12 protein-coding genes and 1 tRNA gene are annotated in these 14384 nt (G+C 52.5%); 8 read left to right on the forward strand and 5 right to left on the reverse strand.

The window, feature by feature from the left end:
* Window positions 1-107: 107 nt before the first annotated feature.
* From SH527x_RS13320 to SH527x_RS13335, 4 genes are all read left to right on the forward strand, one after another.
* On the forward strand, window positions 108-284 hold the full coding sequence (locus tag SH527x_RS13320; protein ID WP_437191169.1) for a hypothetical protein: 177 nt from the start codon (window positions 108-110) through the stop codon (window positions 282-284).
* Window positions 285-381: 97 nt separating this feature from the next.
* Window positions 382-924: a ribosome biogenesis domain-containing protein gene (locus SH527x_RS13325; RefSeq protein ID WP_437191170.1), complete on the forward strand. Its 543-nt coding sequence runs from the start codon at window positions 382-384 to the stop codon at window positions 922-924.
* A 219-nt stretch (window positions 925-1143) separates the two neighbouring features.
* The gene (locus SH527x_RS13330) at window positions 1144-1353 is read left to right on the forward strand and encodes a hypothetical protein (RefSeq protein WP_437191171.1); all 210 of its coding nucleotides are present in this window, start codon (window positions 1144-1146) and stop codon (window positions 1351-1353) included.
* A gap of 142 nt (window positions 1354-1495) precedes the next feature.
* A complete protein-coding gene (locus SH527x_RS13335; protein WP_437191172.1) occupies window positions 1496-2176 on the forward strand; it encodes an HAD-IA family hydrolase in 681 nt (226 codons plus the stop codon).
* Between the two features lie 248 nt (window positions 2177-2424).
* Here SH527x_RS13335 and SH527x_RS13340 read toward each other — a convergent pair whose 3' ends face one another.
* Window positions 2425-3477, reverse strand: coding sequence for a DUF1559 domain-containing protein (locus SH527x_RS13340; protein ID WP_437191173.1), 1053 nt, complete (start codon window positions 3475-3477; stop codon window positions 2425-2427).
* A gap of 147 nt (window positions 3478-3624) precedes the next feature.
* Here SH527x_RS13340 and SH527x_RS13345 point away from each other — a divergent pair, with 147 nt between their 5' ends.
* Window positions 3625-4005 carry a hypothetical protein gene (locus SH527x_RS13345; RefSeq protein WP_437191174.1) on the forward strand — a complete coding sequence of 127 codons (381 nt, stop codon included), beginning with the start codon at window positions 3625-3627 and terminating at the stop codon, window positions 4003-4005.
* A 315-nt stretch (window positions 4006-4320) separates the two neighbouring features.
* On the opposite strand, the gene SH527x_RS13350 is transcribed toward SH527x_RS13345, so the two are convergent.
* Window positions 4321-5886 (reverse strand): Rne/Rng family ribonuclease, encoded by a 1566-nt coding sequence (locus tag SH527x_RS13350; protein WP_437191175.1) that lies wholly within the window; start codon window positions 5884-5886, stop codon window positions 4321-4323.
* Window positions 5887-7163: 1277 nt separating this feature from the next.
* On the opposite strand from SH527x_RS13350, the gene SH527x_RS13355 reads away from it, so the two are divergent.
* The 3 genes from SH527x_RS13355 to SH527x_RS13365 all read left to right on the forward strand — a co-directional run bounded on the left by SH527x_RS13355 (window position 7164) and on the right by SH527x_RS13365 (window position 11275).
* The gene (locus SH527x_RS13355) at window positions 7164-8321 is read left to right on the forward strand and encodes an SDR family oxidoreductase (RefSeq protein WP_437191176.1); all 1158 of its coding nucleotides are present in this window, start codon (window positions 7164-7166) and stop codon (window positions 8319-8321) included.
* 1736 nt (window positions 8322-10057) lie between these two features.
* A tRNA-Cys gene (locus SH527x_RS13360) sits at window positions 10058-10132 on the forward strand.
* 348 nt (window positions 10133-10480) lie between these two features.
* Complete coding sequence (locus SH527x_RS13365; protein ID WP_437191177.1) at window positions 10481-11275, forward strand: SDR family NAD(P)-dependent oxidoreductase; 795 nt, start codon at window positions 10481-10483, stop codon at window positions 11273-11275.
* 103 nt (window positions 11276-11378) lie between these two features.
* Here SH527x_RS13365 and SH527x_RS13370 read toward each other — a convergent pair whose 3' ends face one another.
* The 3 genes from SH527x_RS13370 to tpiA form a co-directional block, all read right to left on the reverse strand.
* A complete protein-coding gene (locus SH527x_RS13370; RefSeq protein WP_437191178.1) occupies window positions 11379-12260 on the reverse strand; it encodes a YicC/YloC family endoribonuclease in 882 nt (293 codons plus the stop codon).
* 125 nt (window positions 12261-12385) lie between these two features.
* Complete coding sequence (secG, locus tag SH527x_RS13375; RefSeq protein ID WP_437191179.1) at window positions 12386-13207, reverse strand: preprotein translocase subunit SecG; 822 nt, start codon at window positions 13205-13207, stop codon at window positions 12386-12388.
* Between the two features lie 172 nt (window positions 13208-13379).
* Entirely contained in the window at window positions 13380-14150 is a 771-nt protein-coding gene (gene tpiA, locus SH527x_RS13380) for a triose-phosphate isomerase (protein WP_437191180.1), read from the reverse strand.
* Window positions 14151-14384: the final 234 nt, after the last annotated feature.

Consider the following 14384-nt stretch of genomic DNA (forward strand, 5'->3'; position numbering starts at 1 on the left):
CGACAAACAGAGAGAACGAACGATTCCGACTCTCTCAATTAGCGACCACTCAGACCAACCGTTTCGGCAACAATATCTCTCTCCAGACAGAACCGTAAGGGCTCCACATGGCGATCAACAAGAAACACCAGAAGCAAATCGATTCCCTGAAGAAAAAACTGACCACTCTCCAACAGCAACTCTCCGGAGCAAAGAAACAACCAGACGATCCGGCAGAAATCCCCCGACTCGAGAAAGAAATCGCAACGATCCAGAAGCAGATTCACGAACTCCAGAACAGTTAAGCATCAAACGGCCCGTCAATGCGACCACAGGGCGTTGCCATCTCGAAGTCACTTTCCCAGCCGCTGTGTTCCCACATTTTCCAAAATCGCTTCCGCCATGTCTAACACATCTCTCCCGGCCCAGTCGGCTGCATCCGCACCACCTGCATTCAAGCCGACGATTATCGTTGTCCACCCGCGAGAGAATCGGGCGAAATGTTCCGTAGAACCACTGCGAGGTCAGGCCCCATACATTTTCTGGACTTTCCCGAAACGCGGCCCGGAATCGATCGAAAGTTATGTCCGGCTCGGAATCGGGGGGCCGCTCCTGACTTCAAACGATGCCGCCAATGGTCTCCTTTTGCTCGACGGAACCTGGCGACTGGCTGCTCGAATGGAGAAAGATTACACGTCACTGCCAGTTCGCAGCCTGCTCCCGTGGCAAACAGCTTACCCTCGCGTGTCGAAGACCTACGACGATCCCGCGGCTGGATTGGCGACCGTCGAAGCCTTATTTGCCGCCCACTGCCAGATTGGACTCACCACCGAGGGGTTACTCGACCACTACTACTGGAAAGACCGCTTTCTGGAGATTAACGCCAAACTGCTTGAGCAATGTGGGAAAACCGGCCTCCCACCCGACTCAACACTCGCTGAGTAAGGCCCCCCCAAAAAATCGAGCAGATCTCTTCCTTAACGAAATCAGATCGAAGTTCACCTGTCGATCGCTCACTTTGGGCTTTTGTCTCCGGATCAGATTGTCTCGAAAATCCTTACTGACTTTTTGTGAATCTCGGTAAGAATTAACGGACCGGAGCGAATCTCCCTGAGGTACGCATTCGATTTCTGAAACCTGATATCAAGCGGGAAGCACACGAGAATGGTAGCGCAAGGTCAAGGCTCAACATCAAATGTGATTGCTGCGGTCTGCAGCTTCTTCCTGCCGGGACTGGGACAGCTCGTCCAGGGACGCCCTTTACGAGCGCTCATCCACTTCATCCTTGGATCACTGCTGTGGTTGATCTTCATGGGATGGGTCATCCATATCTGGTCGTGCCTCGAAGCAGCCTGGTACACGCCGGGACAGTAACGCCCCGTGGAGTTGAAGAGACAGCATCCTGCATGCGAAAATAAGTTCTCACCCGACAAAAGAGACTGCTGCTCCGTCTCCGGAACAGATCGTTCCGATCGAATTCCGACGACACTGAGACATTTTTGAATTGATGTGCCGAATGCTTTGGACTTGCTCTGCGCTGATCTTTGACCTTGATGGTGTCCTGGTCGACTCAAACGATACTTCAGAACGACATTGGAAAGTCTGGGCTGCGCAGCACGGCATTCCTTATTCATCAATCGAAGCGATTCACCACGGACGCCCGACAATCGAAATCATGCGAGTCGTCGCCCCTCATCTGGATGCGGCAGCCGAGGCGTCTGCGAAAGAGGACTTTGAAGCAGATGACACTGCAGGGCTCTCCGCGTTTGCCGGAGCGTATCGCCTGATGAGCTCTCTCCCCCCCACGCAATGGGCGATCGCTACGAGTGGAAAACGACGAACTGCGACGATTCGGCTGAAGCACACAGGGCTGTTGATCCCCAACGTCTTTATTACCGCGAATGACATCACGCATGGGAAGCCCAACCCGGAGCCATATTTAAAAGCGATCAATCAACTTGGAGTTGCCCCTGGTGAATCCGTTGTGATCGAAGATGCACCAGCAGGCATTCAGGCTGGGCGAGGCGCTGGAGCCAAGGTGATCGGTGTCGCAACGACGAACCCACCCGAACTTCTTGCTGACGCTGACGTTGTCTTGCGCAAGCTGGACGACATTCAACTCACTGTGGTGGGTCAGCAACTCCAACTCTTATGGCCGGATTCTGCGGTTCTCTTCCAGCGAGAGAATCGCTCCTAAAACACGAGAACACTCCCTGAAGGGGAGTCGAAAATCTCTCCGCGACCTCACTGCAGAGACGGCATTCAGCCAAAAGCATTTCCAGAAATCATGCAGCGTTTTTGGCACGCGGAATTCAGCTATTCACCAATCGAGAAGGCTGCTGCGCGGCCGCATGATAGACCGAACCGGTCTGATAGCAAACAAAAAAGCCGGCCATCCTGTTGGATGGCCGGCTTCAATTTTTAAGCGATCTCAATCAACAAGTCTTAGAACTCGCCGATTGGCTGACCGTCACGAATCGCAAGCAACAGTTCGAAAACGCTGTTGGATTCGACACCTGAGCTGAGGACGTGAGACAGGTTTTCGTTGACGAACTTCACAGCACCGTCACCCATCAGGAAGTGAGCACCGCCTGTGTGTGAGCTGCTGAAGCCGTTTGAACCGACGACAGTAACAGCTCCACCTGAAGATTCACCTTCGTTGATGCGAGTAACAGCACCGCCGAGAGCGTCGCCAATGGCAACTCCGTTACCTGGTGTAACAACTCGTGCTGTTGTTCCACCCACATTTGCTGTTGAAGCGCTGTACAAGCCAGTTGTAATAACTGTGAAGGCACCAGTTCCGCGAGTCGCGTACAAGGTTCCTGAGTACGGGTTAGTGGTTTTCACTTTCCAAGCACGTTCGCCAACCACGAGAGTGTTGCTGGTACCGTCGGTCATATCGCGCATTCCCAAGTTGCTGTTCATATAGAACAGGCCTGTTGCACCTGATTGACCATCCACCGCACTCGTTGCACGGGTGTTGGATGGAACCCAGTTCCCGTTCACACCAACATAGCTGCTGGATGGAAGGAATTGGTTAGCAACTGGAGCGCGCTGATCGTTCACTGGCGGAGCAGTGTCCGATGGGCAGAGGAACGCTTGAATTGGAGTCTTCAGGGCCATCCCTCGCTGGGTTGGGCTCGCCTGATAAGCTTCAGTCAGGATTGGGTCAATCCCCTGGGTTCCTGGCTGCAGCAAGTTGTAAGTGGTGGTTGCTTCGATGTACGGGAGGATCATTGCTGACCAAGCCCACATCCCGTTCACACTTTGAGTATTTGATGTTCCCGTGTTCACATAACCCGGTGGGAACCGGTTGAACACGTCATGGTAGTTATGCAGAGCGAGGCCGAGCTGCTTCAGGTTGTTCTTGCACTGAGATCGGCGAGCGGCTTCACGGGCCTGCTGAACGGCAGGCAGTAACAAGGCAATAAGAATTGCGATGATCGCAATGACCACCAGCAACTCGATGAGAGTAAACCCTCTACGCAGCATCTTCATCTAAATATTCTCCACCCCGTCTACGAAACAAGTGTCGCAAGAGAACACCTCTTACGAAAAGACAGAACGAAAAGCTCACCTGCAAACGGGTCGCAGTATTCTTCTCACAATTCACCGCATAACAAGGCAGATACTTCGTATGAATGCGTGAAACTTTTTGAAAAAGTGAGATTTCGTCATTTTTTAGAAGCGTTCGAATCAGCAAATTCGCATATCGACATAAAACGCAACGTCAATTCCGAATCTACAACCTATTTCTTCACTTTCCTAACAAATACCACCAAACATCAGCACCCGCTTAAAACAAGCTTGTCGCGTCGCGCACGAACAATATCCACGCCGCTCAACAACTCAATCAGCACTACAGCAAAACGATACAACAGCGGACAAAACATCAACAAAACAACACACATCACACTTAAAAACAGAGTCATCGCAAAGGCTGAGCCAATGCTGATCCCCGCGATTCATTATTTCAGAACAATCAGCATCCGACACCACAAAGGAGCCGCCAACACGACACGCTGACGTCCTAACCATCGACGCCCCGCTATGTCGGAAGCATAAAAGCAGAGAAGACATTTAAACTGCCGGACATGACACTAACCCCGCTCCAACATCATATGCTGCCATCGGCACAAGCCACATCAACAAACACAAATGCAAAACTCCTGAACGACACTGTTTGCCACAGGTAGCTCAGGAGCTGCATAAATCGAATTTTATCATTCAGCCTGACATTCATTGTGAACAATCAAGGCCGCCACCAACACAGCAGAGCAAGCTTCCCGCCGACAAACAACTGTTCAAATCGTACGGGATGCAACTCCACTGACCAGCAGATTACTGGGAGACCTCTGAACTTTTCAGCGGTGTTCCAATCTTATTGAAGCAGCGTGTCTGCAAGTGAGCCGGACTGACATTCACCCCGGTCTGAACTCGGACCTGAACCCCATAACGCTCTTCAAGAGTGATCAGCTCCCGACGCTTCTTGTTGATCATGTAGTCCGCGACACGCTGATGAACTTCAACTCGAACCTCAGCGACATCCTGACCTGATGCTGCCTGCATCAAGGCTCGCATCACTTCAATTGCCATGCTCTCAGCGGTTTTCACCTGACCGGCGCCAAGACAGCATGGGCAATCTTCATAGGTACTGCGACGCAGTGACGGACGAATTCGCTGCCGTGTCATCTCGATCAGACCAAACGGGCTGATTCGCAACACTTTGGTCCGCGCACGATCACGTTCAACACAGGTGCGCAACTTTCGTTCGACACCGCGACGATGCTTTTCGTCTCGCATGTCGATGAAGTCGTTGACAATCACCCCACCGAGATCGCGCAGGCGAATCTGGCGTGCAATTTCCTCAGCAGCTTCCAGGTTCACCTGATACGCAGACCGTTCAGCATCGTCCGCCGAGCGGGAACTTCCGCTGTTGACGTCGATCGCCACGAGCGCTTCTGTCTGGTCAATCACCAGCGACCCGCCGCCACGCAGCGGAACCCGACGGCTTTGAATTTGGTCGATCTCCTGCTCAATCTTGTAATGATTGAAGATCGGTTCCTTGCCATCGTAGTACTTCACGCGTTCAACGTGCTTTGGAAGCACAACTTTCATGAATTCGCGAGCACGTTCAAATGCAGCAGCTTCATCGATCCAGATCGACTCGATATCGGTGTGATAGATATCCCGAATCGTTCGAGTGATCATGTCACTCTCTTCGTAAATATCGATCGGAGATGGAAACTTCTCAAGTCGACGAACGATCGTCTTCCAAAGGCGCAGCAGATAATTCATATCGCGCTGCAGATCTTTGGCGGTCCGATCCACACCTGCAGTTCGAATAATGAATCCGAGACCTGCTGGTGGTGCCAGTGCCTTCAGAACTTTTCGTAGATCGCGCCGAGTGTCTTCGTCGGCAATTTTACGGCTGACCCCCAGGCGATTCAGGCCGGGCATCAATACGAGATAACGTCCAGGAATACTGATATAGGTCGAAAGGGTTGGACCTTTATTGCCAATTCCCTCTTTGATCACCTGAATCAGAACTTCACTGCCACGCTGGAAAATATCCTGAATTGGCGGCTTGTTTCGTGAACTGCGCTCGTTGAGCTTCGAGTTTCGTCCTCGTTCAACTTCCTGACGTTCGCGATCATCAAGCAAATGCTTGTAATACTGGTACTCCACGTCGCTGACGTGAAGAAAGCCATTACGGCCTACCCCGAAGTCAACAAACACCGCCTGAATACTCGGCTCGATGTTGACAACGCGTCCTTTATAGACGTTTCCGACGTAACCTTCCGCACTTGTACGTTCGACGTACAACTCTTCAAGAATGCCATCTTCAACAATGGCGATGCGGCTTTCCTCTGGTTGGAGGACATTGATCAGCATCTCTTTTTTCATAGATCCCTCTTCGTCGTGATGGACGAACAGGGTGCATCGCAAGGCGGTTGGCCAGCGCGAGAGGTGGATTCGACTCGTCGTGAGTTTGCAGGGCAAGCCCGTTTTCTGCCGTCCGGCTACATTGAGCCTGTCGACGCGTTTCAGGGAATGATCGCAGGTAACTGGCGCGGGTCTCGTGAGAGACCTGCAACTGAAGCTCCTCTGGATTTCGCAATCGAGAGATCAAACTATCAGCTTGGACGAGAAGGACATTTTCGCGAGGTTGGACCCGACGGGTGGTCAGGGGGTGCAACGACGTACCTGGCAGAGGATCGCCTTTTGTCCATTTCAAATTCAGTGGACGGCGAGACTCTCGAGACACCTTTGTCGTCTTGGCAAACCCGGACCGAAGCGATTGGACGTCAAATGTGTTCTGGTTGAACACAAAGTCAAAACGGGATTCAAACGGCAAACATGGCCGTGAAACTTTCCTGATTTGACAGACGCCGCGATACACTCTGATCGACCCAATTTATGTTTTAGTGATTCAGTTTGAATTCAGGACGAGCGGTTCCTCGAAACTTCAGGGATTCGCCGGTTAGTAAGAATCAATCCAGTTCGAACTAACTGTCTGCGAAAAATGTCCGAAATTTCAGAATGAACCGTCGGAATGATTTCAGATGTTTGCTGTATTTGGCTCAAAAACGGCGATCCCCGAGATCCAGGGAACGTCGGGGCGCATTATGGTTTTTGAGGCATAGCGGTAAGGTAATACACCGATGGGTTCCCGGCCAAGCAAGAATGCTGGTCATTCCTCAGGATTTTGCTATAATTTCTTCGCAGTTACCGAAAATAACTTGAGTTTGAGGAGTGACGCAGGCATTGCCCTGCTCCTCCGGCAGGTACGTTCCACGGACGCAACAAAAACGCCTCCAAACTTGAGTCTTGTTTTCTAAAATCTCGGTAAACGACGCACCGAGCACACCTTAGGATGGAACCTTTTCTCTAGAAGATACGAAGCGACGACACGCTGAGAATCTACATCAAGAGAGATGCGTCTACGCACTGATGCTCTTGACCAAGGGTGTTTCTAGGTGGATGATCTTTACGAAGACTCGAGCGGACTGGGACGGATTCGTTCGAAGAACAGATTCCAAATTTAGCCAACGTGGCTTTGCCAGAACTCTTTCAGTCAGGGCGCAAGCTCTACATAGAGTCCGCGCGACACAGACCGCGTCAACAGTTGTTGGCAAAAGTTATTGCCGCACGCACGACCACGGGTTAAGGACCAAAAGTTTATGGGACATGTATTGTTGACGGGAGCGACCGGCTTGCTGGGACGCTACCTGATGAAAGACCTCCTGACCCGGGATGTGCCGCTCGCGGTGCTGGTTCGCCCCAGCCGCCGTAACGATCCTTACATGCGGATCGAAGCTGCAATGCGGGTGTGGGAAAAGCTTCTGCAACGCCCCTTGCCTCGCCCGAAAGTCCTTTGTGGGGACATCGTTAGCCCAGATCTTGGCCTGACCGGCCCGGAACTGCGGTGGGCAGCGGAGAACTGCGAATCAGTTATTCACAACGCAGCCAGCCTGTCGTTCGTCAGCACAGGTCGCAACAGCGAACCTTGGCGATCCAACGTTGGTGGAACCCGGAATATTCTGGACTTCTGCCAACAGGCCGGAATTGAGAACTTCTTCCATGTCTCGACAGCCTATGTCGCAGGCATGCGAAAAGGTCGCGTTTACGAGACCGAACTGAATGTCGGCCAGGATTTTGCAAACCCTTACGAAGCAAGTAAGGTCGAAGCAGAAGAAATGGTTCGAGGATCAGAATTCCTGAAATCAGTGACTGTCTTCCGACCTGCCATCATTCTTGGTGACAGTGAGTCTGGGCTGACATTCACATTCCACAACTTCTACGCAGTACTCCAGTTGAGCGTGACACTCTCACAGAGTATGGCCACGCGAGATTTCACTGGCAAATTGCGCGGCGGCGACTTCAAGATCAATGTTGACGGGATTGAACGGAAAAACTTCGTTCCAGTCGACTGGGTCTCAGAAGCCATGTCCCGCATTGTGGTCAACCCGGAACTGCACAAGCAGACATACCACCTGACACCGCGTGTCCCGGTGACTGTCCGCCTGATGCGAGACATCCTGGAAGAAGTCTGCGGCATGTATGGAGTGAAGTTCACCGGTTCCGGCAGTGCGATGAGCAGTGACCAGGAAATCGAACAGCTCTTCTACAAGCACATGGAAGTCTACCACTCATACTGGAAAGACGATCCAGAGTTCGACTCAACAAACACGATGACAGCTCTTCCAGATCTGTTGTGTCCATTGGTCGACCGCAAACTGCTGATGCACATGGCAAACGCAGCGATCCGACAAGGGTTTAACTGGCGAGATCCCAAAATCGAACCCACATACTCCCGACCAGAGCTGATCGCCAGCTAACAACCCGATCTGGTAAGCCAGCAAGGTTGTTCAAAAGTAATTCGAAGCCACTCAGTGACAGGAACACGCCGTCACTGAGTGGCTTTTTCATTTCCTGCACAGTTCAGTCAACAGTTCAGCCAAATGCCTCGACCGGTCGGCGGAGCACTCGACTGGTTCATTCAACAAAAAAACCTGCCCCATCGAAGTGAATCGACGAGGCAGGCAGACTTTGCATTTGGCCGAGGCATTCACCTGAGACCGTGAAAGATCTTCAGGTTAACAATGCCTCGACATCAACGTTGAGCCATTCCGATCGAAGAATGTCACGATAGCCTTTTGCCTATGCAAGCAGCGACTGCGCGGCCATTTCTGCGACCGACTCGGCCTTAGTTGCAGCAAGCGGCGCCTTCAACGCAACATGCGAGTTTCGCGACGCAGCATTCAGGCTTAGCGTCCTCAACACAGCATGCCAACTTCGCTTCGCAGCAAGAGGCCTTCTCAGCACAGCAACTTGTAGAAACAGTCGCAGCCTGATTGGCTCCTGCAACGCAGCATTCCGCACCCGGGACGCAGCAAGCGGCGCCCGGTTTGCAGCAATCGTTCAAGGCACCCTCACAACAAGCAGCGCCGGGGACGCAACATGCGGCTCCAGGAACGCAGCAGCTGTTCTTGGTGTTGCTCGGTTGTGCAGTGGCACTACTGACAGCAAACGCCAGAACAACAAGACTCAAACAGGAAGCAGCAAGAGCAAGTACACGATGAGACATGGAAGTAACTCCCAATGATTTTCTTCTGAAAGTTCAGAGCAGCACGCTCTGAGGAATCCACTCGACAACATGTCACAGTGGGTGGCTTTGCAACAGAAAGGCAGAACCTTCCTGCAAAATGCACCAGTGACGGTACATGGGCGAGGCGTGACATCAACTGCCTGTAAACTGCATCTCAACAAGTGAAATGCCTACGACAAGCAGAGTGAACGGAACGATTCCGTTCAGCACGCACACTCGGTTGCAGCCTGAACTTTCGGAGGTGGGAGAAGCGGTTTATCTCCTCGGCTTTCGAACGCATCCTCACAGACAAGAAGTCCAGAAGACGCTCCATCCGGCGACACCAAAGCGGCCGCCTGCTGAAGCACGAGATTCACAGAGGTTGTCGTCACAGAACAGCACCCTTGAGTGGCACAGGGACACTGATCCCCTCCACAATGAGAAGAGTGCGACTCAATGACAGCTGATTCCGATGTTCCACTGGCAACAAATTTACCTGCCCCGGCGTTTGACTGAGTCGCGCAACAACTGGCAGCAGTTCCGTCGTCGCTCTTAGAAGCAGTGTGGTCTGATTGGCAACAGCAATCCAGCTCGCCTTCCCCACCGGGACAACAAGTCATCACTGATGCGTCCGCAGCCTGAGTGCAACACGTCCCTTGCAACGACATCCCAGATGCTGGGATGCCACAGGCGATCGTGGCCAGGCAAAGTATCAGACGCAACAAGACTTCCATACCACCATGCTACGCACGACCTCAGATGGGGTCAACATGTCTCTCAATCGCCGGGCGATTCTCAAAAAGGGAAGCACGTTTGAGTTTGACTCTTCAACACTGAATAGATAACCTGCGGCGAGTTTGCTGCCAAAAGTTGCGATTGCAACTCGGCTCGAATTGCCGATCGTGCTTGATCTGGCTGATGTTGCGAAATAGAAGGATTTGTCAAAAGTCCTGACGCCATCTGTCCGATTCTAAAGGGCACAAGAACGGCGCAGTAGCCAAGCGGCCTAAGGCGACGGATTGCAAATCCGTTATTTCCCCGGTTCGAATCCGGGCTGCGCCTCTTCACTTGAAGCCGACAAGTCTGACCTCAGACTTGTCGGCTTTTTTCTTTTTAATACAGCTGGTTCTCACCGCTCCCGTTCCCGAGGCATTGCCGGGACGATCCATGTCGGCTTGATCATATTGGCGAGCACTGTTTCCCAAAATTCACCAATCAATCCTTGCTTCTATGTCAGGGATAACGGACCGGTTCGACATCAAAATCGCAATTGGACTCGGCATCGCACAAGTCGACTTCGATGCAGATTCTCTTATGGTTTGCTGATTGCCCCTTTCGCGAGCTTTGATTGATTCCCCTGAATGCATATTGTTGCGAAACTCGGGAATCATCATCCAGAAGGAGCGCGCAATGTTTCAGTACAAAGGCAAAACGGCACTGGTCACCGGCGCTTCGTCTGGCATCGGAGCAGAATTCGCTCGAGAACTCTCCCGCCGCGGGATGAATGTCATTCTGGTTGCCCGATCAGAAGAACGCCTGGCCACTCTCGCCACTGAAATTCGTCAGCAGTTTCCGACTCGTGCGGAAGTCATCGCAGCTGACCTGCGACAAGAATCAGCCGTACAAGACATCACTCAGGCAGTCAGCAAGCTGGGACTGACAGTTGACCTGTTGATCAACAACGCCGGCTTCATGACACACGGGGCCTTTGAGAATATTGATCCGGCAGTGGATCACGCTGAAGTCATGGTGAATGTCGCTGCAGTTGTCGGTTTGACACATGCGTTTTTACCGGGAATGCTGGAAAGAAAACTCGGCGGTGTGATCAACATCGCTTCTGTCGCAGGCTTTCAACCGATTCCGTATCTCGCGGTTTATGCAGCAACCAAAGCGTTCGTCATCTCATTCTCTGTTGCGCTTTCAGAAGAGTGCCGCGACCGAAACGTCGTTGTGATGGGAATGTGCCCAGGAACAACGTCGACCGAACTCTTCACACGCGCCAGCGCTCAGGAAGCTGCACTGGGGACACCTCGATCCGTGAAACAGGTTGTCGCGACCGCGCTCAAGGGGCTCGACAAAAAGCGAAGTCTTGTGACTGACGGCACAATGAACTCACTGCTCACCCATGGACCACGTTTGATTCCGCGTTGGTTTGCTGCTCGCTGTGCCGGGAAAGCAGTCCGGCCCAAAGGCAAATCGAAATAGCCTGTCTCACCAGTCTACTGTCAACGAAAAAACGGGCTCCGTTGTGATTAGGAGCCCGTTTGCGTTTTTCATGGCTGCATGCCTGCAGACTGTACGAAAAAAATTACTCGACGTTCATCACGATCTCGCGCATCTTTTCGATCGCTGCCTTCATCTCGACAACGCGATGAGCAATCTCAACATCATTGGCCTTCGAGCCCGTCGTGTTGATTTCTCGAAAGAGTTCCTGTCCCAGAAACTCCAGCTTACGCCCATTGGAGACATCTGAATCGAGCAACGTTCTGTACTGCTTCAGGTGCGAGCGCAAACGAGTCAGTTCTTCTGTGATGTCACAGCGATCGGCGTATGCACTGACTTCGCGAATCAAGTCTTTGTCTTCGACTTTGACCCCGTTTGAACTGAGAATTTCATTCAGCCGTGTTTTGATACGCTCACGGTACTCAGCGACCACCAGCGGAGCGCGAACGGCGATGTGTTCAGACTGTTCTTCAATCAGACCGCAAAGCTGCTTTAACTCGTTCCCCATCGCCTGCCCTTCCTGAAGACGGAAGTTCTGCAGGTTCTCAAGGGCACCGATCAGAGCCTCTTCCAGAATTGGCCAGTCCGACTCCTCAACAGATCGATCTTCGCGACCATCAACAACACCCGGCAAGGACAGAAGGGCTGTCACATCGCGTGGAGCAGCAATCCCGACGGCCTGAGAGAGTGCATTCAACTGATCGAAATACTGTCTGGCAATGACAGGATTCACGTTATAGGTTGAGAGCTGGTTCTGATGTCGAACATGAACATGAATCGTGAGTGTTCCGCGAGAAATGACCTCGCGGACCACCCGATCAATATTCGACTCAAGAGCAATAAACGAATCTGGGCAGCGGACCGTGACTTTAAGGTGGCGGTTGTTAACGCTCCTCGCCTCGACGGTCACACTCAAACGTTCATTTTGGGTCGAGGCATCACCGTGCCCCGTCATACTTAGTAGCACGGAGAACCTTTTGCTTCTACTACTTTGCCTCGACTCAATTCAGGGGTCCTTATCAGATCGTCCGCACGGAAATGACCGTGCGGGCTTGCTTCGGAACCCATCAAATTAGAGTGGTCACACCACTACTACTGATTTTCAGTGGCCGGAGCTGGCTTGCTCTCTTCTGTCACTGGCTTCTCTGCTTCTGGAGCGTCAGCAGCTTTTTCTGGAGCCTTTTCTGCAGGTGCAGGCGAGTCAGCTTTTGGAGCGTCAGCTTTTGGAGCGTCAGCCTTAGGAGCGTCAGCCTTAGGAGCGTCAGCCTTAGGAGCGTCAGCCTTAGGAGCGTCAGCCTTAGGAGCGTCAGCCTTAGGAGCGTCAGCCTTAGGAGCGTCAGCCTTAGGAGCGTCAGCCTTAGGAGCGTCAGCTTTAGGAGCATCAGCCTTAGGAGCATCAGCCTTAGGAGCATCAGCCTTAGGAGGCTCTGACGGCTTCGCAGGTTCAGCTTTTGGAGCATCGGCTTTCGGTGCTTCTGTTGCTGGCATTGACTCAGCTTTTGGAGCCGTTTCAGTTGCTGCAGGTGCGGCTGATCCCGATGTCGATCCAGCTTCCGGAGTCGTCATCTTTTCGGCAGGTGCCTCTGGAATCAAACTGTCGCTCGGAGCTGTTTCACCAGCTGGAGAAACAATTTCCTCTTTAGGAAGGTTTTCTGTGGCGAACTGCGATTCAGACTGACGCATGACGCAGCCACCGATCCCTGCCAGCAAGACCCAGACCGTTGCTGCTCCGACCGTAATCCAGGTAAACACGTCGCCTGCTTTTGCACCGAACGCACTCTGTCCGCCGGTTCCTCCGAACGCACCGGCCAGACCGCCGCCACGTCCACGCTGGAGAAGGATAATTCCGATGAGGAAGAGTCCAACAAACAGCAGCATCACCTGAAGAATAAATGCCAACCAAGTCGTATCCACGAGGGATCCCTTTCAGCTCATCCAGAGCGGTCCTTTGCTCCAGTGAAATCTCAAATCGATTCTGGTTTTCAATTTCCTGTGTGCCACACCATCAGGATGGCCCATCAACATCTGTTCAGTTCGCAACAGCTTCGCATGAAACAATCACGATGCCCTCTGAACTCTGTCTATATTATTTGCTGAGTTTGACACCGGCTTCGATGATAGGCAGGAAGTCAGCTGCTTTCAGGCTGGCTCCCCCAACAAGTGCTCCATCGACGTTCGGCTGTGACAGCAGTGTTTCGGCGTTATTGGCCTTCACGCTACCGCCGTAGAGAATCCGGGTGGCATTCGCAACGTCGGCAGTGTAGCGGGTTTCGAGCCATTTGCGAATATGAGCATGAGCGGATTCTGCCTGCTCTGGAGTCGCGGTCAATCCGGTTCCAATTGCCCAGACTGGCTCGTACGCAATGACGACGTCTGCCATTTGCTCAATGGTGACGCCCTTCAGGCCGCCTTCGAGTTGTGTATCAAGAACAGCTTCAGTCTTGTTCGCCTGACGCTCTTCCAGAAGTTCACCAACGCAGAAGATCGCCTGCAGACCTTTCTCACGCGTTGCCAGCAACTTACGATTAATAAACGCATCAGTATCGCCATAAAACTGACGGCGTTCGCTGTGCCCGAGGATGACGGACTTCACGCCCACATCGGTCAGCATGTCGAGGGCAATTTCACCGGTGAATGCCCCCGGAGCTTCTGGAGATGCGTTCTGAGCGCCAACCACGATTCCGCTTCCGGAAACGGCATCAACCACCGGAATCAGGTACGGAAAAGGTGGAGCAACCAGAACGTCGACATGAGCTGTCGCCTGCTTTGCCCCTTCGACCAGTGCTTGTGCCAGTGCAACACCGCTTGCACGAGTGGTGTTCATTTTCCAGTTACCGGCGATCAAATACCGTCGCATGAATAGCCTCGTCCGAAAATTTCAAGTCGATACGATGTAATGAGTTCTGTTCGCAACGCTGTCTGCTGGCCCCAAAATTTCACTGATTAAAATGAAGAACCTCGGGGAAACGCGACAATTTTGAGCGTTGCATCCTAGCAGCCTGACGGATGACCTGCGAGTGACCAACGCATCCGATAATCCCTATCTGACGGGAATAACAGCCAGTCAGTCACCGTGAACACGCCACAACCA

This window comes from Planctomicrobium limosum, assembly GCF_051465645.1.
In the GTDB taxonomy this organism is placed as follows: domain Bacteria; phylum Planctomycetota; class Planctomycetia; order Planctomycetales; family Planctomycetaceae; genus Planctomicrobium.

Excerpts from the sequence above, each read along its gene's own strand:
- SH527x_RS13320 (WP_437191169.1), top strand. The coding sequence starts at position 108 with ATGGCGATCAACAAGAAACACCAGAAGCAAATCGATTCCCTGAAGAAA.
- SH527x_RS13325 (WP_437191170.1), top strand. The coding sequence starts at position 382 with ATGTCTAACACATCTCTCCCGGCCCAGTCGGCTGCATCCGCACCACCT.
- SH527x_RS13330 (WP_437191171.1), top strand. The coding sequence starts at position 1,144 with ATGGTAGCGCAAGGTCAAGGCTCAACATCAAATGTGATTGCTGCGGTC.
- SH527x_RS13335 (WP_437191172.1), top strand. The coding sequence starts at position 1,496 with ATGCTTTGGACTTGCTCTGCGCTGATCTTTGACCTTGATGGTGTCCTG.
- SH527x_RS13340 (WP_437191173.1), bottom strand. The coding sequence starts at position 3,477 with ATGAAGATGCTGCGTAGAGGGTTTACTCTCATCGAGTTGCTGGTGGTC.
- SH527x_RS13350 (WP_437191175.1), bottom strand. The coding sequence starts at position 5,886 with ATGAAAAAAGAGATGCTGATCAATGTCCTCCAACCAGAGGAAAGCCGC.
- SH527x_RS13355 (WP_437191176.1), top strand. The coding sequence starts at position 7,164 with ATGGGACATGTATTGTTGACGGGAGCGACCGGCTTGCTGGGACGCTAC.
- SH527x_RS13365 (WP_437191177.1), top strand. The coding sequence starts at position 10,481 with ATGTTTCAGTACAAAGGCAAAACGGCACTGGTCACCGGCGCTTCGTCT.
- tpiA (WP_437191180.1), bottom strand. The coding sequence starts at position 14,150 with ATGCGACGGTATTTGATCGCCGGTAACTGGAAAATGAACACCACTCGT.